Origin of the sequence: Flavobacterium sp. 270 (assembly GCF_004368785.1) — a bacterium.
Taxonomy (GTDB): domain Bacteria; phylum Bacteroidota; class Bacteroidia; order Flavobacteriales; family Flavobacteriaceae; genus Flavobacterium.
The window spans coordinates 577,614-603,297 of the sequence record NZ_SODM01000002.1 but is presented as its reverse complement, the minus strand read 5'-3'; the positions used below and the strand labels follow the sequence as shown (position 1 = coordinate 603,297).

Annotated in this window: 26 protein-coding genes and 1 tRNA gene; 17 read left to right on the top strand and 10 right to left on the bottom strand. The window is 33.2% G+C overall.

All coding sequences use genetic code 11. The features are described from left to right. The first annotated feature begins 28 nt into the window (after positions 1-28). The 3 genes from araA (at position 29) to EV144_RS09925 (ending at position 3,530) form a co-directional block, all read left to right on the top strand. Positions 29-1,537, top strand: coding sequence for an L-arabinose isomerase (araA, locus tag EV144_RS09935; RefSeq protein ID WP_134148410.1), 1,509 nt, complete (start codon positions 29-31; stop codon positions 1,535-1,537). A gap of 92 nt (positions 1,538-1,629) precedes the next feature. Then, a complete protein-coding gene (locus EV144_RS09930) occupies positions 1,630-2,817 on the top strand; it encodes an aldose epimerase family protein (protein ID WP_134148408.1) in 1,188 nt (395 codons plus the stop codon). A 254-nt stretch (positions 2,818-3,071) separates the two neighbouring features. Further along, on the top strand, positions 3,072-3,530 hold the full coding sequence (locus EV144_RS09925; protein WP_134148406.1) for an OsmC family protein: 459 nt from the start codon (positions 3,072-3,074) through the stop codon (positions 3,528-3,530). A 55-nt stretch (positions 3,531-3,585) separates the two neighbouring features. Here EV144_RS09925 and EV144_RS09920 read toward each other — a convergent pair whose 3' ends face one another. Beyond that, complete coding sequence (locus EV144_RS09920) at positions 3,586-4,716, bottom strand: acyltransferase family protein (RefSeq protein ID WP_134148404.1); 1,131 nt, start codon at positions 4,714-4,716, stop codon at positions 3,586-3,588. Between the two features lie 431 nt (positions 4,717-5,147). Beyond that, positions 5,148-5,227: transfer RNA gene (locus EV144_RS09915), tRNA-Leu, on the bottom strand. Between the two features lie 220 nt (positions 5,228-5,447). Between EV144_RS09915 and EV144_RS09910 the strand changes: the two genes are divergently transcribed. The 4 genes from EV144_RS09910 to EV144_RS09895 all read left to right on the top strand — a co-directional run bounded on the left by EV144_RS09910 (position 5,448) and on the right by EV144_RS09895 (position 8,772). After that, a complete protein-coding gene (locus EV144_RS09910; protein ID WP_134148402.1) occupies positions 5,448-6,389 on the top strand; it encodes a ribose-phosphate pyrophosphokinase in 942 nt (313 codons plus the stop codon). A 72-nt stretch (positions 6,390-6,461) separates the two neighbouring features. Further along, positions 6,462-7,073, top strand: a complete 612-nt coding sequence (locus EV144_RS09905; RefSeq protein ID WP_134148401.1) for a 50S ribosomal protein L25/general stress protein Ctc — start codon at positions 6,462-6,464, stop codon at positions 7,071-7,073. A gap of 323 nt (positions 7,074-7,396) precedes the next feature. Next, the gene (gene pth / locus EV144_RS09900; RefSeq protein ID WP_134148400.1) at positions 7,397-8,023 is read left to right on the top strand and encodes an aminoacyl-tRNA hydrolase; all 627 of its coding nucleotides are present in this window, start codon (positions 7,397-7,399) and stop codon (positions 8,021-8,023) included. Between the two features lie 137 nt (positions 8,024-8,160). Beyond that, positions 8,161-8,772: a superoxide dismutase gene (locus EV144_RS09895; RefSeq protein WP_134148399.1), complete on the top strand. Its 612-nt coding sequence runs from the start codon at positions 8,161-8,163 to the stop codon at positions 8,770-8,772. Positions 8,773-9,429: 657 nt separating this feature from the next. Here EV144_RS09895 and EV144_RS09890 read toward each other — a convergent pair. From EV144_RS09890 to EV144_RS09865, 6 genes are all read right to left on the bottom strand, one after another. Continuing rightward, positions 9,430-11,328 (bottom strand): amidophosphoribosyltransferase, encoded by a 1,899-nt coding sequence (locus EV144_RS09890; protein ID WP_134148398.1) that lies wholly within the window; start codon positions 11,326-11,328, stop codon positions 9,430-9,432. Positions 11,329-11,410: 82 nt separating this feature from the next. After that, a complete protein-coding gene (locus EV144_RS09885) occupies positions 11,411-12,334 on the bottom strand; it encodes a PfkB family carbohydrate kinase (RefSeq protein WP_134148396.1) in 924 nt (307 codons plus the stop codon). Between the two features lie 212 nt (positions 12,335-12,546). Further along, a complete protein-coding gene (locus EV144_RS09880) occupies positions 12,547-12,810 on the bottom strand; it encodes a type II toxin-antitoxin system RelE/ParE family toxin (protein ID WP_262712228.1) in 264 nt (87 codons plus the stop codon). A 36-nt stretch (positions 12,811-12,846) separates the two neighbouring features. After that, positions 12,847-13,101, bottom strand: coding sequence for a hypothetical protein (locus EV144_RS09875; RefSeq protein WP_134148393.1), 255 nt, complete (start codon positions 13,099-13,101; stop codon positions 12,847-12,849). 70 nt (positions 13,102-13,171) lie between these two features. Next, positions 13,172-13,567, bottom strand: a complete 396-nt coding sequence (locus EV144_RS09870) for a hypothetical protein (RefSeq protein WP_134148391.1) — start codon at positions 13,565-13,567, stop codon at positions 13,172-13,174. Beyond that, positions 13,551-14,138, bottom strand: a complete 588-nt coding sequence (locus EV144_RS09865; RefSeq protein WP_134148390.1) for an RNA polymerase sigma factor — start codon at positions 14,136-14,138, stop codon at positions 13,551-13,553. The genes EV144_RS09870 and EV144_RS09865 overlap by 17 nt, the downstream gene beginning before the upstream one ends. A 238-nt stretch (positions 14,139-14,376) precedes the next feature. On the opposite strand from EV144_RS09865, the gene EV144_RS09860 reads away from it, so the two are divergent. Continuing rightward, positions 14,377-14,724: a DUF6249 domain-containing protein gene (locus EV144_RS09860; protein ID WP_134148389.1), complete on the top strand. Its 348-nt coding sequence runs from the start codon at positions 14,377-14,379 to the stop codon at positions 14,722-14,724. 61 nt (positions 14,725-14,785) lie between these two features. Here the strand turns inward: EV144_RS09860 and rnhA are convergent, their stop codons facing one another. After that, positions 14,786-15,259 carry a ribonuclease HI gene (gene rnhA, locus EV144_RS09855; protein WP_134148388.1) on the bottom strand — a complete coding sequence of 158 codons (474 nt, stop codon included), beginning with the start codon at positions 15,257-15,259 and terminating at the stop codon, positions 14,786-14,788. A 107-nt stretch (positions 15,260-15,366) separates the two neighbouring features. After that, positions 15,367-15,936, bottom strand: a complete 570-nt coding sequence (purN, locus tag EV144_RS09850; protein ID WP_134148386.1) for a phosphoribosylglycinamide formyltransferase — start codon at positions 15,934-15,936, stop codon at positions 15,367-15,369. A gap of 175 nt (positions 15,937-16,111) precedes the next feature. On the opposite strand from purN, the gene EV144_RS09845 reads away from it, so the two are divergent. The 9 genes from EV144_RS09845 (at position 16,112) to EV144_RS09805 (ending at position 25,651) form a co-directional block, all read left to right on the top strand. Next, positions 16,112-16,348, top strand: coding sequence for an acyl carrier protein (locus tag EV144_RS09845; RefSeq protein ID WP_007137004.1), 237 nt, complete (start codon positions 16,112-16,114; stop codon positions 16,346-16,348). A gap of 246 nt (positions 16,349-16,594) precedes the next feature. Further along, entirely contained in the window at positions 16,595-17,848 is a 1,254-nt protein-coding gene (gene fabF / locus EV144_RS09840; RefSeq protein WP_134148385.1) for a beta-ketoacyl-ACP synthase II, read from the top strand. A 9-nt stretch (positions 17,849-17,857) separates the two neighbouring features. Then, a complete protein-coding gene (gene rnc, locus EV144_RS09835) occupies positions 17,858-18,598 on the top strand; it encodes a ribonuclease III (RefSeq protein ID WP_134148383.1) in 741 nt (246 codons plus the stop codon). Positions 18,599-18,723: 125 nt separating this feature from the next. Further along, on the top strand, positions 18,724-19,212 hold the full coding sequence (locus EV144_RS09830; protein ID WP_134148381.1) for an IPExxxVDY family protein: 489 nt from the start codon (positions 18,724-18,726) through the stop codon (positions 19,210-19,212). A gap of 5 nt (positions 19,213-19,217) precedes the next feature. Continuing rightward, a complete protein-coding gene (pyk, locus tag EV144_RS09825; protein ID WP_134148379.1) occupies positions 19,218-20,651 on the top strand; it encodes a pyruvate kinase in 1,434 nt (477 codons plus the stop codon). Positions 20,652-20,960: 309 nt separating this feature from the next. Beyond that, entirely contained in the window at positions 20,961-22,286 is a 1,326-nt protein-coding gene (locus EV144_RS09820; RefSeq protein ID WP_134148378.1) for a DUF1214 domain-containing protein, read from the top strand. A gap of 273 nt (positions 22,287-22,559) precedes the next feature. After that, a complete protein-coding gene (locus EV144_RS09815) occupies positions 22,560-23,390 on the top strand; it encodes a hypothetical protein (protein ID WP_134148376.1) in 831 nt (276 codons plus the stop codon). A 21-nt stretch (positions 23,391-23,411) separates the two neighbouring features. Further along, a complete protein-coding gene (locus tag EV144_RS09810; RefSeq protein WP_134148375.1) occupies positions 23,412-24,812 on the top strand; it encodes a DUF2252 domain-containing protein in 1,401 nt (466 codons plus the stop codon). Positions 24,813-25,072: 260 nt separating this feature from the next. After that, positions 25,073-25,651 (top strand): DUF4136 domain-containing protein, encoded by a 579-nt coding sequence (locus EV144_RS09805; protein ID WP_134148373.1) that lies wholly within the window; start codon positions 25,073-25,075, stop codon positions 25,649-25,651. The last annotated feature ends 33 nt before the right edge of the window (positions 25,652-25,684 follow it).

Sequence of the window (25,684 nt, the reverse complement as noted above, 5' to 3'; positions counted from 1 at the left end):
GAAACTTGAAACAAAATAAACAATAAAAATGATAGACATTTCTCAAAAAGAAGTATGGTTTGTAGTAGGAAGCCAGGAATTATACGGTGAAGAAACACTAAGAAAAGTAGCAGAACATTCTCAGATTATTGCAAAAGGATTAGACGCTTCGTCTTCAATTCCGGTAAAAGTGGTTTATAAAGATGTAGTAAAATCGCCTTCTCAGATTTTAGACGTTTGTTTAGCAGCAAATTCGGCTAAAAATTGTATCGGAATTATTGCTTGGATGCATACTTTTTCGCCAGCAAAAATGTGGATTGGTGGCTTAAATATCCTTAAAAAACCATTATGTCATTTACATACACAATATAATGCTGAAATTCCGTGGGGAAGCATCGATATGGATTTCATGAACTTGAACCAATCAGCTCACGGAGATCGTGAATTCGGTTTCATCATGTCAAGATTGCGTAAAAAACGTAAAGTTGTGGTTGGACACTGGGAAGACCAGAGAGTTCAAAAACAATTAGGAATCTGGTCAAGAGTCGTTTTAGGTTGGGATGAATTGCAAAACCTAAAAGTAGCTCGTATTGGAGACAATATGCGTGAAGTTGCTGTTACAGAAGGTGATAAAGTTGAGGCTCAGATTCGTTTCGGAATGTCGGTAAACGGATATGATTCATCAGACGTTACCAAACATATTGAGAAAGTAACAGACCAGCAATTAAACGATTTATTGGCAGTTTACGCTTCTTCTTATAATTTAACTGATGCTTTAAAAGAAGGCGGAGCACAAAGAGGTTCATTAGTAGAAGCAGCAAAAATAGAATTAGGTTTAAGAGCTTTCCTTGAAGAAGGAGGATTCGGCGCTTTTACAGATACGTTTGAAAACCTTGGAGTTTGGAAACAATTACCAGGAATCGCTACACAAAGATTAATGGCAGATGGTTATGGTTTTGGCGGTGAAGGAGACTGGAAAACAGCTGCAATGGTAAGAGCTTTAAAAGTAATGTGTATCGGTTTAGAAGGCGGAACTTCTTTTATGGAAGATTACACGTACCATTTTACACCACAAAAATCATACGTTTTAGGTTCTCACATGTTGGAAATTTGTCCATCAATTGCCGACGGAAAACCTTCTTGTGAAGTACATCCATTAGGAATTGGAGGAAAAGAAGATCCGGCTCGTTTGGTATTCAATTCTCCAGCAGGAGACGCGATCAACGTTTCTTTGGTTGATATGGGAACTCGTTTCCGTTTAATCGTGAACGAAGTTACAGCGGTTAAACCAATGGCTGAATTACCAAAACTTCCTGTTGCACGCGTTCTTTGGGATTGTAAACCAAATTTAGAAGTTGCAGCTACAGCATGGATTTTAGCCGGAGGAGCGCATCATACCGTTTACAGCCAGTCAATCACAACTGAATATATGGAAGATTTAGCAGACATCGCTGGAATCGAATTATTGGTAATTGATGAAAGAACTACAGTAAGAGACTTTAAAGATAAAATCAATGCGAATGAAGCTTATTTTCATTTGTTTCAGCATGGATTGTAATCTAAGTTGCTGAGGTTTTAAGTTACTAAGATTCTAAGATTTTTTCTTACTTTTAACATCTAACCATTTACAAAAATTAAAAATATCAATTTATGAAAGGATTAAAACGTTACATTTTTGGAATTACGCTTTTAGGTTTGGCGACGCTTTCGGTTCAATGTAAAAGCGATAAAAAAGCAGATACAGAAAAAACTGAAACTGCTGATACAAAAGCTTTGGTGACGATTGAAAAATCGGAATATGGAACAACTGCAAAAGGAGAAAAAGTCGATAGTTATAAATTGAAAAACCAAAATGGGATGGAAGTGGATATCATCACTTTTGGTGGTAGAATTACAGATTTGAAAGTGCCAAATAAAGCAGGTGTTTCTGAAAATGTAGTAATTGGTTTTAATTCTTTGGCTCAATACGAAAAAGAGAATCCATTTTTTGGAGCTTTAATCGGAAGATACGGAAACAGAATTGCTAAAGGAAAATTTTCGCTTGACGGAAAAGACTATCAATTAGCGATCAACAATGCACCAAATGCTTTGCATGGCGGACCTAAGGGATATTTTAACGTAGTTTGGAAAGCAGATGAGGTAAAATCTGGTGACACTGCTACTTTAAAATTATCGTATTTGAGTAAAGATATGGAAGAAGGTTATCCTGGAAATCTACAAGTTTTTGTGACTTATACTTTGACAAATGACAATCAATTGGAAGTTTTGTATGAAGCTTCGACAGATAAGAAAACGGTTGTGAATTTAACGCAGCATTCTTACTTCAATTTATCTGGAGATTTTACAAAAACAATCTTAGATCACGAATTGACTTTAAATGCAGATAAATTGGTTCCCGTAGATGCAACTTTGATTCCAACAGGAAAATTAGAAGATGTTGCCAATACGCCTTTCGATTTCAGAAAACCAAAATTAATCGGAAAAGATATCGAAGTTAAAAACGAACAGTTAGAAAGAGGAAAAGGTTACGATCACTGCTGGGTATTGAACAATCCTGAAAAAGGAAAAACTATTATCGCAAAAGTGTACCACGCAGCCAGCGGAAGAGTTATGGAAATGACTACAGACGAACCTGGAATTCAGTTCTATTCTGGAAATTTCCTTGACGGAACTTTACCAACACGTGATGGAAAAACATACGCTCACAGAACAGGACTTTGTTTAGAAACTGAGCATTATCCGGATTCTCCAAACCAGAAAAATTTCCCAACAACGGTTTTAAACCCGGGAGAAAAGTATAAAACGAAAACTACTTTTAAATTTTCGGTTCAAAAATAAATTCTTTTAGAACTTTGTTTAGTTAGTTCTAATTCTCTGAAGAAACCTCGAAAGTGTAATGCTTTTGAGGTTTTTTTATGGGTAAAATTGTTCGCAAAGTCGCAAAGTTTTTTAATTAGCCATAAAGTTTGTCATTCTGAGGAACGAAGAATGAAGATTCTTCGTTCCTCAGAATGACAATAAATAGAATAAACTTTGCGTCTCTGCGACTTTGCGAGATCAACTCGTTTCAGTATAAATCTTAACTTAGCGAAATGAAGCACTTATTCAAAACACAATTAAACTGGACTTCCAAAAGTCAGATAGAATCAACAAAAAGATTCTACAGCAAAACCCATCAAATCAAAATTGAAGGAAAACCACTTTTAAATATTTCCGCAGCAAAAGCTTTCAAAGGCGATCCAGAATTGTATAATCCTGAAGATTTATTGTTGAGTAGTATAGTTTCCTGCCACATGATGTCGTATTTATATGTATGTTCTCAAAACGGAATTGAAGTTTTAGAATATTCTGATGATGCTGAAGCAACATTAGAAGTAAATTCAGACGGAAGCGGTCGTTTTACAGAAGTCCGATTAAATCCAAAAGTTGTAATTGCGGATTCAGATAAAATTGAATTGGCTTTGGAATTGCATACAAAAGCAAATCAATTGTGTTTTATTGCTAATTCTTGTAATTTTCCTGTTTTGCATAATGCGAGTTGTGAAATTTAAAAAATGACAAGAATTATGATAATGATTTGAAATATTGAAAACAAGTGAATATTTGTTATTCGGTAATTTTACTACCACTTAAAATATTAGAAAATTTAATTTTATATTTAAGAAAATATTTTTCATAATATTTATATGAAATATGAGCCAAGAGAAAAGTCAAAACAAAAGTTAAAGGATATATATACCAGTTTGTTATTAAATTCAAAGATTTACAAATCGCTAATGTTAGTATAATAATCATCGGATGATACATATATAAGCCATAAGAAATATTTCCCAGATAGTTTAAAAAATTATTCTCAAGTGAAATCTTTATTTTATCATTGGCTGCAAAATTTAAAATAATTGTGCCAAATAATAAAGAATAGAATTCATAGTGCAAATAAGGAAGATACACGCCTTTAGCTATAAGTATAAGCGTAGTTATCGTGATTAAATAGAAAAGATTTCTATTTAATAAGATAGAAAGTAAACGATTGTTTTGACTTAATAAAACAGCAAAAAAACCACCTATGGCCATACAATCAATATTGAAAGTTAACCAAAAATCCCTAATTACTACTTTATATGGTAAAAAATCTGAATAGGTAGTATTCAAAAATTTATCAATAAGTAGATAACAACTTATTATTAAAAGCATTAAATAAATTCGGTATTTTTTCAAATACTTTATTAGCACTGGCCATACTAAATAAAATTGTTCCTCAGTTCCAATTGACCATGTATGCGAGGCATATGGCACAACTCCTAACATAGATAGTACTAAATTTGGAAAAAAGATGGCATACAGAAATAATTTTAATAGCAAATGATTATAAATAACTTCTTTTCCAAAACCGGGTAAAGTAAATAAAGTAATATTAGGAAGAACTAGAAAAGCTAAAATTATTATTAAAAAATATAAAGGCCAAATTCGTAGAATTCGTCTAATATAAAACTTTCGAATACTTATTGTTTTAATAGAATTTTCCTCAGCTAATAAAAGATAGGTTATTAAAAAACCACTTAAAACAAAAAATAAAATTACTCCAAGTTTTCCTGTTATTTTAATAAATGGTAGATTCCAAAAACTATCTAAATTTGAAATAAATTTAAATTGCTCAATGTGATGAATAATTACAAGAAAAGCGGCAATAAATCGTAAGCCGTTAAGATTCGGGAAATAATTTTTTTTTTGATTCATTAATTTTTAATGAGTATTATTATGTCTATTCAAGGAATAATTACTTTGTGTAATGTAAATTGATATGGTTGATTAAAAAAACAAATATAAATTGAAATTTAAGAATTAAAATAAAATCTTAGCAAAATGAATTATAAATGAAAGCTCATGTGCGGGTTATTGGCTGTGGTAAATTCATTATTGGAATTGTAATTAAAGTATGAATATGGTTTTCCGTAAAACATTTTAGTATGGAAAACTTAAAGTAATTGAACCAGTTCCAAAATGTAAAACACCAAATGGCACAACAGATGAAAGAAGACGTGTTGCACCATCAAATCAGCCAAAACATCCTATTTTAAAACCACACATTCACATGTCAAGGATTAGTTTAGAGTTTGGTAATTATGTTGTAAAACCAAAAAAACCTCTTCCGTTAAGAAGAGGTTTTGTACCCGGAGCCGGAGTCGAACCGGCACGGTTTCCCACAGGTGTTTGAGACCAGCGCGTCTACCAATTCCGCCATCCGGGCTTAGCAGACGAAAAAATAAATGATTGAATCAATTATTTTAACGCAATAGAATGATGTCATAAATGGCGTCATTCCTTTAACACGGTGCAAATGTAAAAAATAAAATTAAAAATTCTACTAAAAATACTTAAATTTTTCCTTTCAGTGTTGGATAAATTTTCTAAATTTGCAGCTCGTTAAAACGGCGCACACACAACTAACTACAAAACAACAAATTATAATGTCGCACCTAGAACCAGAAGCTAAAATTTTTGCGTGTTCACAAAGTGTTTATCTTGCAGAGAAAATCGCTGCAGATTACGGAATTCCGTTAGGGAAAGTAACAATGTCAACATATAGCGATGGAGAATTCCAGCCGTCATATGAAGAGTCAATTAGAGGATTACGTGTTTTTATCGTATGTTCAACTTTTCCAACAGCAGATAATTTGATGGAATTGTTGTTAATGATTGATGCAGCAAAACGCGCATCAGCAAGACATATTACAGCTGTTATGCCATACTTCGGTTGGGCAAGACAGGATAGAAAAGACAAACCAAGAGTTCCGATTGGAGCAAAATTAGTAGCTAATTTATTAGATGCTGCCGGAGCGACAAGAGTTATGACAATGGATTTACACGCAGATCAAATCCAGGGGTTTTTCGAAAAACCGGTAGATCATTTATTTGCATCTACAATCTTTTTACCATACGTAGAAAGTTTAAAATTAGACAATTTGACAATTGCATCTCCAGATATGGGAGGTTCAAAAAGAGCATATGCTTACTCGAAGTTTTTAGAATCAGATGTAGTAATCTGTTACAAACAAAGAAAAGCAGCCAACGTTATCGATACTATGGAGCTGATTGGTGAAGTAAAAGGCCGTAACGTAATATTAGTAGACGACATGATCGATACAGGAGGAACGTTAGCAAAAGCGGCAGACTTAATGATCGAAAAAGGAGCGTTAAGTGTGAGAGCAATTTGTACACACGCTATACTTTCTGGTGGAGCCTACGAAAAAATCGAGAATTCGAAATTAAGCGAATTAATCGTAACAGATTCTATCCCGTTAAAGAGAGAATCTAAGAAAATAAAAGTGGTGAGTTGTGCGCCTCTTTTTGCAGAAGTTATGCACATGGTGCACCACAACAATTCCATTAGTGGAAAATTTATAATGTAGTAATTGCGAGAAACGAAGCAATCTCACTACAATAAGAATTAGAATATTTATTAATAACTATATTTTTTTACAATGAAATCGATTACAATTAAAGGATCAGAAAGAGAAAGCGTGGGCAAAGTGTCAACTAAAGCCTTACGTAATGCTGGAGCGGTTCCTTGCGTGTTATACGGAGGAAATCAAGCAGTACACTTCTCGGCAGACGCAGCAGCGTTCAAAAGCTTAGTTTACACTCCAAACGCACACACAGTTGTGATTGAGCTTGGAAAAGGAAAATCATTCAATGCAATTTTGCAAGATATCCAAGTACACCCAGTTTCAGACAAAATTTTACACATTGACTTCTTTCAATTATTTGATGACAAAGAAATCACTATGGAAGTTCCAGTAAAAGTTGTTGGTACATCTAAAGGTGTTCTTGCAGGTGGTGTTTTACGTCTTAACACACGTAAATTAAAAGTTAAAGCTTTACCAGCAAATCTTCCTGATTTCGTTGAAGCTGACATTACTCCACTTGAAATGGGTAACAAATTGTACGTTACTAAAGTTGGTAAACCAGAGTACAAAATCATGCACCCAGACAACACTGTTGTTGCTCAAGTAAGAATTTCTCGTGCTGCTATGAAAGCTGCTCAAGAAGCTGCAAAAGCTGCAAAAGCTCCTGCAAAAGGAAAGAAAAAATAATTTTTTTCAAAACACAATACAAAAAGCCTCAATCTTACGATTGGGGCTTTTTTTTTAAGGTTCTAAGTTTCTGAGGTGCTAAAGTTTATTTTCTTTGTGGAGTTTCTTGTGGATATCTGTCCTCGTCTAAATAATAAAATTAAAATCTGCTCAATCTCCAAAATCCGCGGGAGATTTTTTTACGTCCCATGCGTAAATCCTTACGTCCCGAGACTTCGGGATTGCGGTTAAGCCAAGACCAGTAACAATTGTCTAATTGTCACATTTTCAAATTATCTAATTATCCAATTGCCAAATTACCTAATTAACCTTATTTTTGCGATATGATAAAATGGATAACTAAACTGTTTTCATCAACAGAAAAAGAAGAGAACACAGATTATATGAAAAAATATTTAATTGTAGGATTAGGTAACATTGGTGCAGAATACGTAAACACAAGACATAACATAGGTTTTAAGGTTTTAGATTTTTTAGCCAAAAAAGAAAGCCTTTCTTTTGAAACCGTAAAACTAGGTGCGCTTGCTGAATATAAATTTAAAGGAAGAACTTTTTTTCTTTTAAAACCAAACACCTACATGAATTTAAGCGGTAAAGCTGTAAAATATTGGATGGATAAAGAAAATATTCCATTAGAAAATATTTTGGTAATTACAGACGATTTGAATCTTTCGTTTGGAACTATCCGTATTAAACCAAAAGGAAGCGATGGCGGACACAACGGATTAAAAAACATTAATCTGATTTTAAATACACAAAACTATACCCGTTTTAGATTCGGAATCAGCGATCAGTTTAAAAAAGGACAGCAAGTAGATTATGTTTTAGGTGATTGGGATGAAGAAGAAAAAGCAAAATTGCCGGAACGTTTAGAAGTCTCAGCAGAAATTATCAGAAATTTTGGTACTGCAGGATTAGAAAATACAATGACAACTTTTAACGGAAAATAAAGATTTACAAGTATTTAAATCTTAAAAAGCTAAATTATCAATTAATTAAATTGAATTATAACGAAATAGTATTTTCTATTCCAAAGTTAAATGTTTAAATTTGGGATAAATTATTATAAACCATAAAATTATATATCATGGCTTTTGAATTACCACAATTACCTTATGCATATGATGCATTAGAACCACATATTGATGCACGTACAATGGAAATCCACCATACAAAACATCATAATGCTTACACGACAAATCTAAATGCAGCGATTGCAGGAACAGATTTAGAAGGTAAAACAATCGAAAACATCTTAATAAACTTAGATAAATCAAACGCAGCAGTTCGTAACAATGGTGGTGGTTTTTACAACCACAACTTATTCTGGACAGTAATGTCTCCAAACGGTGGAGGATTACCAACAGGAGATTTGTTGGCAGCAATTGAGTCTTCTTTTGGAACTTTTGAAGAGTTTAAAGCAAAATTTGCTAAAGCTGGTGCAACACAATTCGGTTCTGGATGGGCTTGGTTAGTTGTTCAAAAAGGTGGAAAATTAGAAGTTGTAGGAACTCCAAATCAAGATAATCCATTAATGCCAGAAGTTGCTGGTAATGGTGGAACTCCAATCTTAGGAATGGATGTTTGGGAACACGCTTACTACTTAAACTACCAAAACAGAAGACCAGATTATATTGAAGCTTTCTTTAGTGTAATTAACTGGACAGAAGTTGCAAGAAGATTTGCTTTAGACAAATAAGAAAATAGAGTAAAGAAAATAGAATAAAGACGAGTGCCTAAAGTGCTCGTCTTTTTTTGTGCCTTTATATTTTGTCTATATTCTATAATCTATGTTCTTTTCTCTTTAAAGAAAATAAAAAAGGCGGAATCTCTTCCACCTTTTTTGCCCCAAATCTACCATAAACTTAACCTACTAATGTTATGGTTTAGTAAATGTACGATAGATATAATTAGCAAAAAAACTTTTTAGATGAATGGTAAATATATTCGACAAAGAGAAGATAAATTATCGAGATAGAATTATTTGGATTTATTCCAATAAAAAAGGTGAAATCTCTTCCACCTTTTTTGCCCCAAATCTACCATAAACTTAACCTACTAATGTTATGGTTTAGTAAATGTATGGCAGTTATAATTATTAAAAAAACTTTATAGACGAATTGCAAATATATCCGACGAAGAGATTATAATTTGTTGCTTTAGAAATACTTGAGTTTATTCCAATAAAAAAGGTGGAATTTCTTCCACCCTTTTTGCCCCAAATCTACCATAAACTTAACCTACTAATGTTATGGTTTTCCAAAAGTATCATAGCTTTTCATTTTTACCAAACATATAGGATGAACGGTAAAAAAAACCGATGAAATGCACAAATTAACCTTTTGTTAATACTTTTTTAATAAGCTCGAGCGTCTTTTCCTTCATAAAAGTTCATAAATGCTCTATTTACGACACGATTTCCACCTGGTGTAGGATAATCGCCCGTAAAATACCAATCACCTAAATTTTTCGGACATGCGATATGCAAATCTTCTACTTTTTGGAAAATGATTTTTACTTCGGCGTTAATTTCTGGTGAGCTAAGCATTTCTGCAATTTTATCTGAAATCTCTTCTGGAGTAAACTGATCGTAGATTGCAGTAACATAATTCACAACATCGCTGTCTTGGAAATTTTCCTGTGCTTTACATTTTGCATAAACTTCGTCTACTATATGATATAAGTTTCTTTCTTTTAATAAAGCCAAAGCTGCTCTAAAAGCAACAAGACCTTCTAATTTTGCCATATCGATTCCGTAGCAATCAGGATAACGAATTTGTGGCGCCGATGAAACGATTACAATACGTTTAGGTTTTAAACGATCCATCATTTTTATAATGCTCATTTTAAGAGTTGTACCACGAACAATACTATCGTCAATAATAACTAAGTTATCTGTTGGTTTGATTACTCCATAAGTAACATCATAAACGTGAGCAACTAAATCGTCACGGCTACTGTCTTCTGTAATAAAAGTTCTAAGTTTAGCATCTTTAATAGCAACTTTCTCAGTACGAATTTTTACTGCTAATAATTCCTGTAAAGTTTCGGCAGTAAGTGTATTTCTGTTTTCTAAGATATAATTGTTTTTACGCTGATTCAGGAAATCCTGAGCCGCTTCAACCAAACCATAAAATGAAGTTTCCGCAGTATTCGGAATATAAGAGAAAACAGTATTGTCTGTATCACTATCAATTGATTTAAGAACTGCAGGTAAAATTAGTTTTCCTAAATCTTTACGTTCTTGATAAATTTCTGCGTCACTTCCTCTAGAGAAATAAATTCTTTCAAAAGAACAAGCTTTTTTTACAGTAGGTTCAAGAATTTGCTCCATCGAAACTTTGCCGCTTTTTTTGATAATCAAAGCATTTCCCGGGTCAATTTCTTTAACATCTTCAAAAGCTACATTAAATACAGTTTGTATTACAGGACGTTCAGAAGCCACTACAACTACTTCGTCATCCTGATAGAAATAAGCTGGACGAATTCCGGCTGGATCTCTAAAGACAAAAGCATCACCATGACCTAATAATCCAGCCATTGCATAACCTCCATCTAAATTTTTAGCAGAACGGGTTAATATTTTTGCAATATCCAATCTTTCTGCAATTACTGGCGAAGCTTCTCTTTTAGAATAACCTTCGGCTTTACAGTCTTGGTATAATTGCATTACTTCTTTATCCAAAAAGTGACCAATTTTTTCCATTACCGTAACCGTATCTGCCATTTCTTTCGGATGTTGTCCAAGTTCAACCAGATTTTCGAAAAGTTCTTTAACATTCGTCATGTTAAAGTTACCCGCCAAAATCAAGTTGCGGTGCATCCAGTTACTTTGACGTAAAAATGGGTGAACACTCTCGATGCTGTTTTTTCCGAAAGTTCCGTAACGAACATGTCCTAAAAACAATTCTCCAATATAAGGAATTTCAGCTTTTAGTTTTGTCATGTCGTCTGCAAGTTCAGGACGTGCGCTCAATTCTTCATTGATGCGATCATTGATTTGCTTAAAAACATCTTGTATCGGTTGTGCGTGATTAGAACGTACACGGCTAATATAGCGTTGTCCAGGTTCTACATCTAGTTTGATGCTTGCAAAACCAGCACCATCCTGACCACGGTTGTGCTGTTTTTCCATCATAAGATACATTTTTTGCATCCCATAAAAAGCCGTTCCGTATTTTTCTTTGTAATATTCAAGCGGTTTAAGAAGTCTAACTAAGGCTATACCACATTCGTGTTTTAAAGCGTCGCTCATTGTTTTTTGTATTTTGTGTGTTGTTGTAAGTTGTGTGTATTAACGTAATAAAAAAGCCCCGTTTTATCGAGGCTCTTCGGCATTATATTTCTATGTCAAATTGAGTTAACGACTTAAATTGCTGTAATCGAATCGCTACTTCTGCTTTACTTAATGTTTCCATCCTTTCGGTTCCAAATTTCTCTACACAGAATGAAGCTAAATTTGAACCGTAAATAATTGCATTTTTCATGTTGTTAAACGAAATGTTTTCGCTTTGCGTAATAAATCCTGAGAAACCACCTGCAAAAGTGTCTCCCGCTCCTGTTGGATCGTAAACATCTTCAAGAGGTAAAGCTGGTGCAAAAAACACTTCTCTGTTATGGAAGATCAATGCGCCGTGTTCTCCTTTTTTAATTACAACATATTTAGGTCCCATGTCCTGAATTTTGCTTGCTGCTTTTACTAATGAATATTCACCAGAAAGTTGTCTTGCTTCTTCGTCATTGATTGTAATAACGTCTACACGTTTAATAACATCCAATAATTCAGGAAGCGCACAGTCCATCCAAAAGTTCATAGTATCTAAAACTACTAATTTTGGTTTTTTCTCTAATTGATCTAAAACGCTGCTTTGTACTAGAGGATGTAAGTTTCCTAACATTACAACATCTGAATCTTTAAAATTTTGAGGAACTTTTGGCTGAAAATCTGCCAAAACGTTTAATTCTGTTACTAAAGTATCTCTAGAATTTAAATCGTTATGATATAAACCACTCCAGAAAAAGGTTTTACCGCCTTTTACAATTTCGATACCAGAGATATCAATATTTTTTGAAGTTAATAAATCTAAATGTTCTTGTGGAAAATCGTCGCCAACTACAGAAACAATGGCCGATTGTAAGTTAAAAAAAGATGCAGACAAACCAATGTACGTTGCAGCACCACCTAATATTTTATCTGTTTTTCCGAAAGGAGTTTCAATCGCGTCGAAAGCAACCGTTCCAACAATCAATAGTTTATTCATTTTATGAATTTCGAATTAGGGTGCAAAGATACTTCATAAGTTACAATATTGCAACGGTTTGCACTCTCAAAATTTTCATAAAATAATGACAACGATTTCGGAGTAAAACTATTGTAAATGAGTAAATTATATTCGAGTCTTTTGAAGGATTAAAATATATTTTTTGAATTTAAAATGCAACTAATATATTGTAAAAAATACGTCTCTCTTTTTTATATAAGTTTTTTAAATGATGAAGATTTTCTTTTTCCGCTTAAAACGCCAAGAATGATAATAATATAATTTTTGATTTTAAAAACAATTAACCACGTTTTATAAGTTGCTTCTCTGTAAATTTTAGATTTTGTAGGGAGGTTTTCACATTCAGAATAAATTAAAGGATTTTCAATGATTTTACTCATTGTTTTATTTATTCCGTTACCAATTTTTATTGCATTTAGCGGCTGATGTTTTTCAAATGCAATGTAATCAACAATTTCTTGTAAAATTGTAAAAGTAATTATTAGTAATATTTAGCGTATATTGTTTAGAATCTTTAACTTCTTTTCTTCCCATTTCTGATTAAACTGCTCAAGAGACATTGTTGGAGATTGCTCTGCAGTTTTAATCCATTTTACAAAGTCCTCTTTAGATAAATTACTTTCAATTTGATCCATTTCATTTTCGAAATCGATCGATACTTTCAATGATTTTCCAATTTGATTATTTGGAATTTCATAAGAAAGGTCAATAATATTATTCTTAGGAGTAATTGTTTTACGTATCATCTTTTTAAATTTAATGAACGATACAAAGTTATGAAAAATAGTAGACTTGAAATGGATATTACAAAATTTCTTACAGATTGTATTTCTTGTCAAAATAATTTTTTAAAACTCCAATCTGAAGCAAAACCATAAATGGAACAATTAATATAGCATATATTATAGTTTTTGATAAATGAATTCCAGAAAACAGATTTGAAATTTTATCCGTATATATTTTTCCGATTTCTAAATTTTGAGAAGTTTCAGAAAACAGAGAAGCATAGATAATCAAACCTGTTAAAACCAATCCAATAAAAATCCAAACCGATTGTGAAATCAAAGGCTTATAGGTTTTCAGTTTTTTCTGTTCCAAGATTAAAACTTCAGACATTATTTTTGAAGTAAAGTCAAAAGATGGCGAATCCAAAGTATTTTCGGCCATCATTTTATCTATAAGTTGTTCTATATTTTTATCGCTCTCTTTCATAATATTCTACTATTTCTGGTTCTAACTGCTTTTTTAAAATCGCGGCTAATTTCTGTCGGCTTCTAAATAATTTCACTTTGGCGTTGTTGGCCGAAATATCCATAATTTTTCCGATTTCCTCTAAACTCTGATCATCAAAATAAAATAAAGTCAACAGAAAATTTTCTTCTCTTGGTAACAAATTTAAGCAATTTTGAATCGTCTGCTTTCGTTCTTTTTCTTCTAAAGCACTCAAAGCGTTATCCATCGTTTTGATTAAATGTGCCGAGAATTCATCTATCGAAATATTGTTTTCTTCTTTTTTATTTTTCTTCAAACTGTCCAAACACGTATTATAAGCAATCTTATAAGTCCAGGTTGAGAATTTAGAATCCCCCTTAAACTTACTCAACGAGTTGTACATTTTAATAAAGGTATCTTGTGCAACCTCTTCTGCTTCTTCTCTGTTTTTGACCATTTTGAGCGCCAAAGTAAAAATCATATTCTTATAACGATCAACCAACACGGCAAAAGCCTTGCTGTCGCCTTGTATAATTAAATCGATATAATGTTGATCTTCTAAAGTACTCATATTATATAAGACGACAGTTTATTTAATTAGGTTACAACTAAATTAAAAAAAATAAAATTCCAATTTTTTGAAATTCCAAATTCCAAAGGAATATAAATAGAACTTACATTACTTATATGGTTTAATTCGCACTTGAAATTTGGAATTTTATTTTTTTTTGAAATTTTTCTATTTACTTGTAACCTAAATCAAACTCCTCTCGTCATATGGAGTATCAATCAATTAAAAATACAATATTATGAGTGTAGAAATTTTAATACCAATTAGTTTATTTCTAATGATCTTCGGGATCGTTTACCTTATTTATTCAACAAGAAACAGAGAGCGTTTGGCCCTTATAGAAAAAGGTGTTGATGCCAGTATCTTTTTAAAAGGAAGAGATAATGCAGTTCCGGCATGGAAAATATTCGTTTTGAACTTCGCTTTTCTTTTAATCGGAATCGGACTTGGATTTTTTATCGCTTTATTTCTTTCGACTTACACAAGTATGAATTCAGATGTAATTTATCCGGCAACAATCATTACAATGTCTGGAGTTGGTTTACTTGCAGGATTTCACAAAGCAAAAGATTTAGACAAACAGTAAATAAAAACTTGAGTTAATAATTGAAAACGCATCCAAAAATATATTTTTGGATGCGTTTTTTTTATTCTTTAGAAGCTACGGTTTCGTAATAAACATCAACAGAAAGCTTAGGCTGTTGAGACGCCATAACAGCAAGCTGATCGCAACGCTCATTTTGAGGATGATTATTATGGCCTTTAATCCATTTAAAATCGACTTGATGTTTTCTGTAAGTGATTAAAAAGCGTTTCCATAAATCGGGATTTTTTTTGCCGGTGTAGCCTTTTTTCTCCCATCCGAAAACCCATTTTTTTAGAACAGAATCAACAACATATTTAGAATCCGAAATAACCAAAACCTTCATATTTGGATTTTTAAGTTTTTCCAGACCTACAATTACAGCCAGAAGTTCCATTCTATTATTAGTAGTAAGGCGGAATCCTTCGTAAAATTCTTTTTTATGCGGCGTTCCAACCAATTCCATCACTACACCATAACCACCGTTTCCAGGATTTCCTTTTGCAGCACCATCTGTATATATATGTACTTCGTGCATTTTTTATTTTAGATTTAAGACTTTAGATTTTAGATTAGTCAAACTTTATCTAAAATTGATTTTTTGATATTGCAATTAATTTTTGCAATTGAGTTTGTAATCGGAATTTAAAGTTTGCCTTCTAATAATTTCTCAATAATCTCCGGAAAGTACTTTTGTTCCAATTCATGAATCTTTTCAGCCACTGTTTCCGGCGTGTCTTCTTCTGTAAGCGCTATATTTTTCTGGAAAATAATACCACCTTCATCATAATGTTCGTTTACATAATGAATAGAGATTCCGGTTTCCTTCTCTTTATTATTTACTATCGCTCTATGTATGTGCATGCCATACATTCCTTTACCTCCATAATTTGGTAAAAGGGCAGGATGGATGTTAATGATCTTATTAGGGTATTTTTCAATTATGTTATCTGGAAATTTGAGTAAGAAACCAGCCAGTACAATCAGATCCGGGTCGATTTTTTCTATTTTTTGTAATACGTTTCGCTCTAAAAGTTCATTTTTTGAGAAGATTTCAACTGAAATTTGATGATTTTTTGCTCTTTCGATAACTTTTGCCGAAGCATTATTGGTAAAAACAGAAACGACGTTTGCAATTTTTGTTTGGGCAAAATATTTTATAATGTTTTCTGCATTAGTTCCTGATCCTGAGGCAAAAACAATAATTTTTTTCATAATAGAGGTTATTTTTAGAATGCAAAAAACGGAATAAAAATCGAAAATAAATAGTATTAAAAGGGCTTTCTTGAAATTAATTTTATAAATTAGTGTCACATTTATAAACTAAATCATGGTTTTAAAATAAAGTTTTTTATTTTTGCCAACAAATTAAATTCTAAAATTAAAGATTATGTCAGACATTGCATCAAGAGTAAAAGCGATTATCGTAGACAAATTAGGTGTTGACGAAAACGAAGTTGTAACAGAAGCAAGCTTCACTAATGATTTAGGAGCTGACTCATTAGACACTGTTGAGCTTATTATGGAATTCGAAAAAGAATTTGATATTCAAATTCCAGACGATCAAGCAGAAAACATTGCTACTGTTGGTCAAGCTATTTCTTATATCGAAGAAGCTAAAAAATAATAATATCACACCCGGTTTTTAAAAAATCCCAATTTTTTGAAATTCCAAACTCCAATTTTTTTGGAATTTGTTTTTTGAAATTTGAATTTATTAAAAACTGGGTGTTATTATTTTTTTAAAATTTAAATTTAGATTGACATTCAATCAAAAAGATATATTTATATTGTAATGCCCATAGCTCTTAAGTAAACAATACAATTTAAGAAAGCGTGGGTTTTATTTGTTTAAAGTACAAAATACACATTTATGGCATTAAGGCGAGTTGTTGTAACAGGATTAGGTGCACTTACTCCTATCGGGAATAATATCCAGGAATATTGGGATGCACTTGTGAATGGGGTTAGCGGAGCCGCTCCTATCACGTATTATGATACAGAGAAGCATAAAACGAAGTTTGCCTGTGAAGTAAAAAACTTCAATATTGAAGATTTTATGGATCGTAAAGAGTCTCGAAGATTAGATAAATTCGCTCAATACGCAGTTGCTGCAAGTGATGAGGCTATTAAAGATGCCGGACTTACAGATGATAATATCGATAAACAAAGAGTTGGTGTTATCTGGGGCGCTGGAATTGGAGGTTTAGAAACTTTTCAGGAAGAAGTAATTTATTATGCTAAAGGTGACGGAACTCCAAAATTCAATCCGTTTTTTATCCCTAAAATGATTGCCGATATAGCACCTGCGCACATTTCGATGCGTAATGGTTATATGGGTCCAAATTATACTACGGTTTCTGCATGTGCATCTTCTGCAAATGCTTTAATTGATGCTTTCAACTACATTCGTTTAGGAATGTGTGATGTTATCGTATCTGGTGGTTCAGAAGCAGCAATTACAATTGCGGGTATGGGAGGTTTTAACTCTATGCATGCTTTGTCTACAAGAAACGACAGTCCAGAAACAGCTTCAAGACCTTTTGATGCAACCAGAGATGGTTTCGTTTTAGGAGAAGGAGCAGGAGCTTTGGTTCTTGAAGATTACGAACATGCTAAAGCCCGTGGCGCAAAAATTTACTGCGAAATTGGCGGTGGCGGAATGTCGTCTGATGCTTACCACCTAACTGCACCACATCCGGAAGGAATTGGAGTTATTGCAGTAATGAAAAATACATTAAGAGATGCAGGAATGAATCCGGAAGATATTGATCATATCAATACTCACGGAACTTCTACTCCATTAGGAGACGTAGCAGAATTAAAAGCAATTAGTGCAGTTTTTGGAGATCACGCAAAAAATATAAACATCAATTCTACAAAATCAATGACAGGACACTTACTTGGTGCAGCTGGAGCTATTGAAGCTATTGCTTCGATTTTAGCGATGAAGCACGGTATTGTTCCTCCAACGATTAACCATAGTGTAGTAGATGAAAACATCGATCCAGCATTAAATCTTACCTTAAACAAACCTCAGAAAAGAGAGGTAAATGTTGCTATGAGTAACACTTTTGGTTTTGGTGGACACAATGCCTGCGTATTGTTCAAAAAATTAGTTGACTAATTTCTGTATATGAATATTATCAAAAAAATATTTTCTAAATCCCGTTCTCTAGAAGACGGGATTTTTTTTGACACTATTCAGAAAATACTTGGTTTTCAGCCTGTAAATATTAGTTTTTATAAGAAAGCATTTACGCATCGTTCTTCTAATAAACTAGATCAGGACGGGCATCCAATTAACTACGAAAGATTAGAATTTTTAGGAGATGCAATGTTAAGTGCCGTAATTGCAGCACATTTATTTAACAAAGCACCAAATGGCGATGAAGGTTATTTAACCAAAATGCGTTCTAAAATTGTAAGCCGTGAACATTTGAACGAATTAGGTAAAGACCTAAATTTAGTTCGTTTTGTAGAGAGCAAAGTGCCAATTCAGCATTTTGGAGAAAACATTCATGGAAATATTTTCGAATCACTTATTGGGGCAATTTATTTAGATAAAGGCTACCCATTCTGCGAAAGATTTATTCAAAAAAGAGTAATTACACCTTATGTTGATATAGCAAGACTTGAGGGAAAAGTAATTAGTTATAAAAGTTTGGTTATCGAATGGTGTCAGAAGGAAAAAAGAGTTTTCCATTATGATATTTTTGAAGATAACGGAATTGACGGGCAGCGTTTATTTGGTGTAAAACTAAGTATAGACGATAAAGTAATTGCAAGAGCAAGAGCAACTTCAAAAAAGAAGGCCGAAGAGAAAGCATCTCAAAGAGCTTATTTTGCATTTCAGGAGAAAATAGACAAGAAATAGCTACAAAAATGCTGTAACTAACTTAAAGCTATAACGTTTTCGTTTATAAGTTAACAAAAACAACCCTATCATATATATTGATGCTCCGTTAGAAATACTATATTTACACCTTGATTTTTCATGAAATGGCTATTCATAGATTGGATTTAGACGAATTTGACGAAATTGATTATTATTTAATGGCAATTCATACTTCATTAGAAGATTATAGACTGGCCTATTTTATCAATAAAAACCTTCCGATAAACTTAAGTAAGAGCAAAAACGAGATCCATGCTCAAACTAAAGAAGGCGAGGCAAATTTTTCAAGATTCTATTATTATGATTCCGAAAAGGCAATTTCATGGAATTTAATTCAGAATAAAAACGAAATCATTTCTGTGAGTAAGAATGATTCTCAGAATTTGTTTTCTAATGGAACAAGTGAGGTTTCTACAACAATTCATTTACTGCCTGAATTCAAAAAAGTAGATTTTTTCCTGAAAATTGACAATGGCGACGAGGCTTTTGGGTTTTCAGAAATTCAACAAAAATTAAATACCATAGAGAGTATTGCAGCTATTTATGCTGTTGATACTGATAAAATAAAATCAAAAAACAATCTAATTTTTTAAAAAAAATGTTAACAAACAAAAAAACCAAAATTGTAGCTACACTTGGGCCTGCATGTGGTACAAGAGAGATTATCAAGGATATGATCGAGGCCGGAGTTAATGTATTTAGAGTAAATTTTTCTCATGCAGATTACGAAGGCGTAAAAGAAAAAATCAATATCATTAGAGGTCTAAACGAAGAGTTTGGTTACACAACAGCAATTTTAGGAGATTTGCAGGGACCAAAACTTAGAGTTGGTGTAATGGAAGAAGGAACAGTAGTGCATGACGGTGACGAAATCACTTTTACAACTGCTGAAGATATTATCGGAAATGCTCAAAAAGTATTCATGAAATATCAAAATTTTCCAAATGATGTTAATCCGGGAGAGCGTATTTTGCTTGATGATGGTAAATTGATTTTCGAAATTGTTTCGACAGATAAAAAAACAGAAGTTGTTGCTAAAGTAATTCAAGGTGGAGAATTAAAATCTAAAAAAGGGGTTAATCTTCCGAACACTAAAATTTCTTTACCAGCTTTGACTGAAAAAGATATTGCTGATGCAATTTTTGCAATTGAGCAAAAAGTAGACTGGATCGCACTTTCGTTTGTAAAAACACCTCGCGATTTACAAGATTTACAAGAATTGATCGCTAAACATTCTGAATATAAAATTCCAATCGTTGCTAAAATTGAAATGCCGGAAGCTCTTGAGAACATGGATAAAATTATAGCATATTGTGACGCATTAATGGTTGCACGTGGAGATTTAGGAGTTGAACTTCCTGCACACGAAGTACCATTGGTTCAAAAAGACTTAATTCGCAGAGCAAAAATTGCTAGAATCCCGGTTATCGTTGCAACACAAATGATGGAAACAATGATCACTAGCTTAACTCCAACAAGAGCAGAAGTAAATGACGTTGCTAACTCAGTAATGGATGGAGCTGATGCTGTAATGTTGTCTGGAGAAACTGCAACAGGAAATTATCCGGTACAAGTTATTCAGAGAATGACACAAATTTGCGAAGCTGTAGAAGATTCTCCGCTTATTCAAGTGCCTCAAAACACGCCACAAATTAAAACAAAACGTTTTGTTACTAAAACAGTTTGTCACCAAGCCGCTTTATTGGCAAATGAAATCAGCGCAAAAGCTATCTGTACTTTAACAAACAGTGGTTATACTGCTTTCCAGATTTCGGCTTGGAGACCATCTTCTGCACATATTTTAGTATTTACTTCAAACAGAAGAATCTTAACACAATTGAATTTATTATGGGGAGTTAAATCTTTCTTCTATGATAATGAAAATAGTACAGACGATACTGTAACAGATGTAAATAAAATTGCTGTAGAAAAAGGATATGCTGTAAAAGGTGATTACTTAATCAACCTTGCTGCAATGCCAATTAAAGAGAAAGGAATGGTAAATACCATGAGAGTTTCTGAAATAGAGTAGTTTTTCAAAAAAACAATATTTTAAAGCCATTCGAAAGAATGGCTTTTTTTATGGCTCGATTTGATTATTTTTTTTAACATCATCCCAAACTTTAAAGAATGTAGTTTAAAACATTAAAAATTATATTTTTTAATGTTTCATTTTATAAAATGAAACCATATAAAGACCAATAAATGCAAATGACCATTTATTTATTGGCTAATTTTGAAACAATTTACTAAAAAAACAAGAAAATTCTTCTTTCAGATCCCGTAAAAATATTGATGTTATCTAAACTAATTTCAATTCAAAACCATAAAAAGTAATAATATGAAAACAAAGATTTTAATATTCTCTTTTTTACTTCTTACAGCCTGCGGAGGTAAAGAAAAACAAAAAGAAAATAATTCGACGGTTAAAGCAGACACAACAGCAACGGTTACTCAAAAAGATATCGCAGATGCTTATACGTATTTACTAGGCCGTGACTTAGTGTTAAAACAATTACGTCTTGATTTCGAAAAAGAAGGTTTTCAGTGGAATAAATTAATTTATCGTACTCCGGGCGGGGTTGCATGGGCAAATCCTAATCTGGATGTTGCCTACACCGAAGCCTGGGTTGCCGTTGATGAAAATACTTGTGTTTTGTTGGAAATTCCGAAAATTACAGGGCGGTATTATACGTGGCACATGCTCAATGGCTGGGGAGAAACGATCTTAAATATTAACGAACGAAACTATCCGCAACAACCTTACGGTAAGTTTGCTTTATGTTTAAAAGGCAGTAACCCGAAAATTCCCGAAGGAGCTTTAAGAATTGATCTGCCTTGTAAACTTTCGCGTGTTTTGGCTCGTGTAGAATTAGGAGCAAATATTCAGGAAGCGATAAAAATTCAAAAACAATTTAAGTTAACGCTGCAAGGACAGCCAAAAATTGAAACCCCAATAAAAGTACCGCTTTTTGAAAGTTTAAAATTTCCAGGTGCCGAACTATTTGAAAATGCAACGGCTTTACTAAATTCTGAAACTGATATTAACGAAGGAATGGAACCTTTGCAGGAAAAAGTAAAAGCCGTAGAAAATTTACTGAAAAGTGACGACAAAGGAAAAGTTGAAATAGACAAAGCCATTAAAGAAATTGCACAGCCTGCAATTTTTAAAAGAATACAAAATTTGGGATTGACAAAAAATGGATGGACGCGTCCGCCTGTAGTTGGTAATTATGGAAATGATTATCAATTGCGAACCGTTGTAAACATTGTAGGTATTTGGGCAAATAGTGGAAAAGAGGCGATTTACTATGCAAAAGTTGGTCTTGACGGAAATAAAACATATGTCTTAACTTTTCCGAAAGAAGCACTTCCAAAAGAGAAATCAAAATATTTCTGGTCTATTATTGCTGTTGATGGAACCAAATATCAGGTTCTGCCGAATCCTATGAAACGTTATTTATTAAACAATCAATCGGGCTTAAAATATAACACTGACGGATCATTAACATTGGTATTTGCACCAAAACCTTTAGCTGAATATTCAAAATCGAATTGGTTACCGACAATAGAAAATGTAAAATATAATCTTACGCTTCGGTTTTACGGACCAACAGCTGATGTTTCGAGCGGGGAATATTTTCCTCCGGAAATTGTAGAGAAATAATTCATTTTAAAACAAATTCTCATCTTAAAAAGATAATTCTTCAATCACTTGTAAATCATACCAACTATTTTGGAATTTAGCTATCAGTAAACTATAATGCTTCATCAAACAAGGCTTCTAAAAACTATAGTATGTTTAAATAGCAACGATTGAAAAAGTTTTCGCAGACAAATAATTTTGAATTAGTAAGGATTGAAATGTAACAGTTTTTCAATTTTTTGAGAACTGTTGCATTTTGATTTCAAGACTGCAGAATCCTTAAATTAAACGATCATGAAAAACAAAAAACGATATGCCGGAATTAAATTGTTTTGCAGCATAATTTGTTTTCTTTTCAGTTTTTTTGCTGTGGCTCAGGAAGAACCAGCAAAATCTGGGGCAAGTGCACAAGAGCTTGCAGATAAACTCGCCAATCCTGTTGCAACTCTTATTAGTGTGCCATTTCAGAATAATATAAATTATGGCATCGGACTGTTTAACGGCTCAAAATATACCATCAATTTTCAACCGGTAATTCCTTTTAAATTAACAGACAATCTCAACCTAATTACCAGATATGTTATTCCAATTGTAGATCAAAGAGATATTACAGGTGACAATACACACGAATTTGGTTTAAGTGATGCTACAATTACAGCCTTTTTTGCACCCAAAACAAAAAAAATAATTTTAGGAATTGGTCCGGCGTTTTTAGTTCCTACGGCTACAGAGAAGTTTTTAGGAACCGAAAAATTCGGAATTGGTCCGAGTGCAATAGTAATGCATCAGGGAAAAGGATTAACGATAGGTTTTATTGCCAATCAGATTTGGTCGATAGCAGGAAATGAAGATCGTGCAGATTTTAACCAGTTTTACACACAGATCTTTCTTTCTCATAGTTACAAAAGCGGCGCGAGTTTAGGAATAAATGCAGAAATAACTCAAAACTGGGAAGGCAGAACGACAATGATCTCTTTAAATCCTTCTATCGGAGGTATTACAAAATTAGGAAAACAAGTGGTACAGCTTTCATTATCACCGCTTATACCGATAGTCGGTCCAGATCAATTAAAACCAGATTGGGGATTACGGGCTACAGTTGCTTTTGTTTTTCCAGAAAAATGATTTTCAACAATAAATAAAATCATGGCTGAATCCTTCACAGAAAAAAACGAAAATATATTTGACTCTCACACGTCAAAAGAAGAACGATATGCCAAAGGAAAAGCATTACGTAAAACAACTTCGCGTTTTAGTCATTGTGAATGGAAACCAAAAGAAGACCGACAAGATCCGATAGAAATTTTGATAGAAACCAGTGTTGGCAGAGTCGAAAGTTTACTGCCTATCCGCTACAGCAGAATGATGGAATCGCCTTTTGCTTTTTTTAGAGGAGCAGCATCTATAATGGCTTCGGATTTGGCAGAAACGCCAAGTACGGGACTTGAAATTCAGATTTGCGGCGATTGTCATTTAATGAATTTTGGAGGTTTTGCCACACCAGAAAGAAAATTAGTTTTTGATATTAATGATTTTGATGAAACATTTCCCGGACCATGGGAATGGGATTTAAAAAGACTTGCCGCTAGTTTTGCCATTGCCGGAAAATGGAGAAATTTTTCCGAAAAAATCTGTAAAGAATTGGCCTGGCATGCAGCAGACAGTTATAAAAGACATTTATACGAATATAGCAAACTATCTGCACTTCAAATTTGGTATGCCCATATTGATTTAGCCCAATTGATAGAACTAGGCTCAGACGAAGAGCTAAAAGAATTTCAACAAAAACGATTAAAAAAAGCAGCAGAATATACGGCACACGAAAAGGAGTTTGCCAAATTAACGTATCAGGAAGGAAAACGCGCCCGCATAAAAGATGAACCACCATTAATTTATCATCCCTTAGGAACTGAAGGAGAAGAATTAATGAAAGAAGCAGAAATTGTGCACCAGCGTTACATCAAATCATTATCAGAAGACAAGCAGATTTTACTACAGCGGTATTCGCTTCATGATTTAGTTATGAAAGTTGTAGGAGTAGGAAGCGTAGGTACATTATGCGGTATCAGCTTGTTAATGTCGGCAACGGGAGAGCCAATTTTTTTACAGTTTAAAGAAGCCAGACATAGTGTTTTAGAACCTTTTGTAAAAACAAAAAGCAAATACAAACATCAGGGCGAACGTATTGTTATGGGACAAAAACTAATGCAGTCGGCTTCTGATATGCTTTTAGGCTGGACAGACGGCAGAACAGATAAATTCTTTTATATGCGTCAGCTTCGTGATGCCAAAGTAAAACCAGTTCTGGAAATAATGAAAGAAGAAAACCTTAAAGATTACGCAAAAGCATGCGGCTGGGCATTGGCACGAGCCCACGCACGCACGGGCGATGCTTCTGTTTTATCCGGATATATAGGAAAAGGAGATGAATTTGCAGATGCCATTGCTAAATTTTCTCTTTTATATGCCGACCAAAATGAAGAAGATTATAATAAAATGCTTAAAGCTGTGAAAGAACAAAGAATACCTGTTTCAAACGAAATCTGATTTTTTACAAAAGAAGGATAAAATAGTTAAGTAGTTTACAATCAAACGTAATAATTAACAAAAATAATAGCGCATAAAGCATAAGTAAGAATTTTTGCACTTTAGCAAAATAATTAAAGAAATTATTTTATCTTTGGTGTAATACTAAATGTTTGTTATTTAACACATTGGCATTCTACAAGCACCGTTCTATAACTTTTCGTTCAAGCAGGATTTTCAAGATTTTAATAGATTCGAGTTAACAATTTAAATATCAAAACATGAATATTAAAAAAACAAATCTTCGCCTTATCCTAATATTTTTATTGGGTCTTTTTTACAGTTGTTCCCCTACTGTAAAAGTTACAAACGACTATGATCACGGCATTAGTTTCAGCGAATTTAAAACGTTTGCTGTTTATGATTTAAAAGCTCAGGAAGGTCAAATTAGTCAATTAAATGCGGATCGAATTACAAAAGCAATTCGTACCGAAATGATCGCCAAAGGCTTTACAGAATCCAATAATCCGGATTTAAAAGTAAATGCTGTTACTATTCTAAAAAACAAAACATCAGTAAGTGCCAATACCAATTTTTATGGATACGGTGGTATGTATCGTCCTTATGGTTATTGGGGCGGAGGCGCTATGATGGGCACTGCCAATACAACTGTTGATACCTACGATTATGTCGACGGTTCTCTGGTAATCGATATTGTGTCTACAAAAACACAAAAAATGATTTGGCAGGGAATAGGTAATTCTCAAATAGATAGCAAACCAGATAATCCCGATGAATTTATCAATGGCGCTGTGAAAAAAATTCTGGAAGGCTTTCCGCCTGGCATGGCCAAAAAATAGCATTTAACTCACTTACAAAAAAGCCTGTTTGTT

Excerpts from the sequence above, each read along its gene's own strand:
- araA (WP_134148410.1), top strand. The coding sequence starts at position 29 with ATGATAGACATTTCTCAAAAAGAAGTATGGTTTGTAGTAGGAAGCCAG.
- EV144_RS09930 (WP_134148408.1), top strand. The coding sequence starts at position 1,630 with ATGAAAGGATTAAAACGTTACATTTTTGGAATTACGCTTTTAGGTTTG.
- EV144_RS09925 (WP_134148406.1), top strand. The coding sequence starts at position 3,072 with ATGAAGCACTTATTCAAAACACAATTAAACTGGACTTCCAAAAGTCAG.
- EV144_RS09920 (WP_134148404.1), bottom strand. The coding sequence starts at position 4,716 with ATGAATCAAAAAAAAAATTATTTCCCGAATCTTAACGGCTTACGATTT.
- EV144_RS09910 (WP_134148402.1), top strand. The coding sequence starts at position 5,448 with ATGTCGCACCTAGAACCAGAAGCTAAAATTTTTGCGTGTTCACAAAGT.
- EV144_RS09905 (WP_134148401.1), top strand. The coding sequence starts at position 6,462 with ATGAAATCGATTACAATTAAAGGATCAGAAAGAGAAAGCGTGGGCAAA.
- pth (WP_134148400.1), top strand. The coding sequence starts at position 7,397 with ATGATAAAATGGATAACTAAACTGTTTTCATCAACAGAAAAAGAAGAG.
- EV144_RS09895 (WP_134148399.1), top strand. The coding sequence starts at position 8,161 with ATGGCTTTTGAATTACCACAATTACCTTATGCATATGATGCATTAGAA.
- EV144_RS09890 (WP_134148398.1), bottom strand. The coding sequence starts at position 11,328 with ATGAGCGACGCTTTAAAACACGAATGTGGTATAGCCTTAGTTAGACTT.
- EV144_RS09885 (WP_134148396.1), bottom strand. The coding sequence starts at position 12,334 with ATGAATAAACTATTGATTGTTGGAACGGTTGCTTTCGACGCGATTGAA.
- EV144_RS09875 (WP_134148393.1), bottom strand. The coding sequence starts at position 13,101 with ATGATACGTAAAACAATTACTCCTAAGAATAATATTATTGACCTTTCT.
- EV144_RS09870 (WP_134148391.1), bottom strand. The coding sequence starts at position 13,567 with ATGAAAGAGAGCGATAAAAATATAGAACAACTTATAGATAAAATGATG.
- EV144_RS09865 (WP_134148390.1), bottom strand. The coding sequence starts at position 14,138 with ATGAGTACTTTAGAAGATCAACATTATATCGATTTAATTATACAAGGC.
- EV144_RS09860 (WP_134148389.1), top strand. The coding sequence starts at position 14,377 with ATGAGTGTAGAAATTTTAATACCAATTAGTTTATTTCTAATGATCTTC.
- rnhA (WP_134148388.1), bottom strand. The coding sequence starts at position 15,259 with ATGCACGAAGTACATATATATACAGATGGTGCTGCAAAAGGAAATCCT.
- purN (WP_134148386.1), bottom strand. The coding sequence starts at position 15,936 with ATGAAAAAAATTATTGTTTTTGCCTCAGGATCAGGAACTAATGCAGAA.
- EV144_RS09845 (WP_007137004.1), top strand. The coding sequence starts at position 16,112 with ATGTCAGACATTGCATCAAGAGTAAAAGCGATTATCGTAGACAAATTA.
- fabF (WP_134148385.1), top strand. The coding sequence starts at position 16,595 with ATGGCATTAAGGCGAGTTGTTGTAACAGGATTAGGTGCACTTACTCCT.
- rnc (WP_134148383.1), top strand. The coding sequence starts at position 17,858 with ATGAATATTATCAAAAAAATATTTTCTAAATCCCGTTCTCTAGAAGAC.
- EV144_RS09830 (WP_134148381.1), top strand. The coding sequence starts at position 18,724 with ATGGCTATTCATAGATTGGATTTAGACGAATTTGACGAAATTGATTAT.
- pyk (WP_134148379.1), top strand. The coding sequence starts at position 19,218 with ATGTTAACAAACAAAAAAACCAAAATTGTAGCTACACTTGGGCCTGCA.
- EV144_RS09820 (WP_134148378.1), top strand. The coding sequence starts at position 20,961 with ATGAAAACAAAGATTTTAATATTCTCTTTTTTACTTCTTACAGCCTGC.
- EV144_RS09815 (WP_134148376.1), top strand. The coding sequence starts at position 22,560 with ATGAAAAACAAAAAACGATATGCCGGAATTAAATTGTTTTGCAGCATA.
- EV144_RS09810 (WP_134148375.1), top strand. The coding sequence starts at position 23,412 with ATGGCTGAATCCTTCACAGAAAAAAACGAAAATATATTTGACTCTCAC.
- EV144_RS09805 (WP_134148373.1), top strand. The coding sequence starts at position 25,073 with ATGAATATTAAAAAAACAAATCTTCGCCTTATCCTAATATTTTTATTG.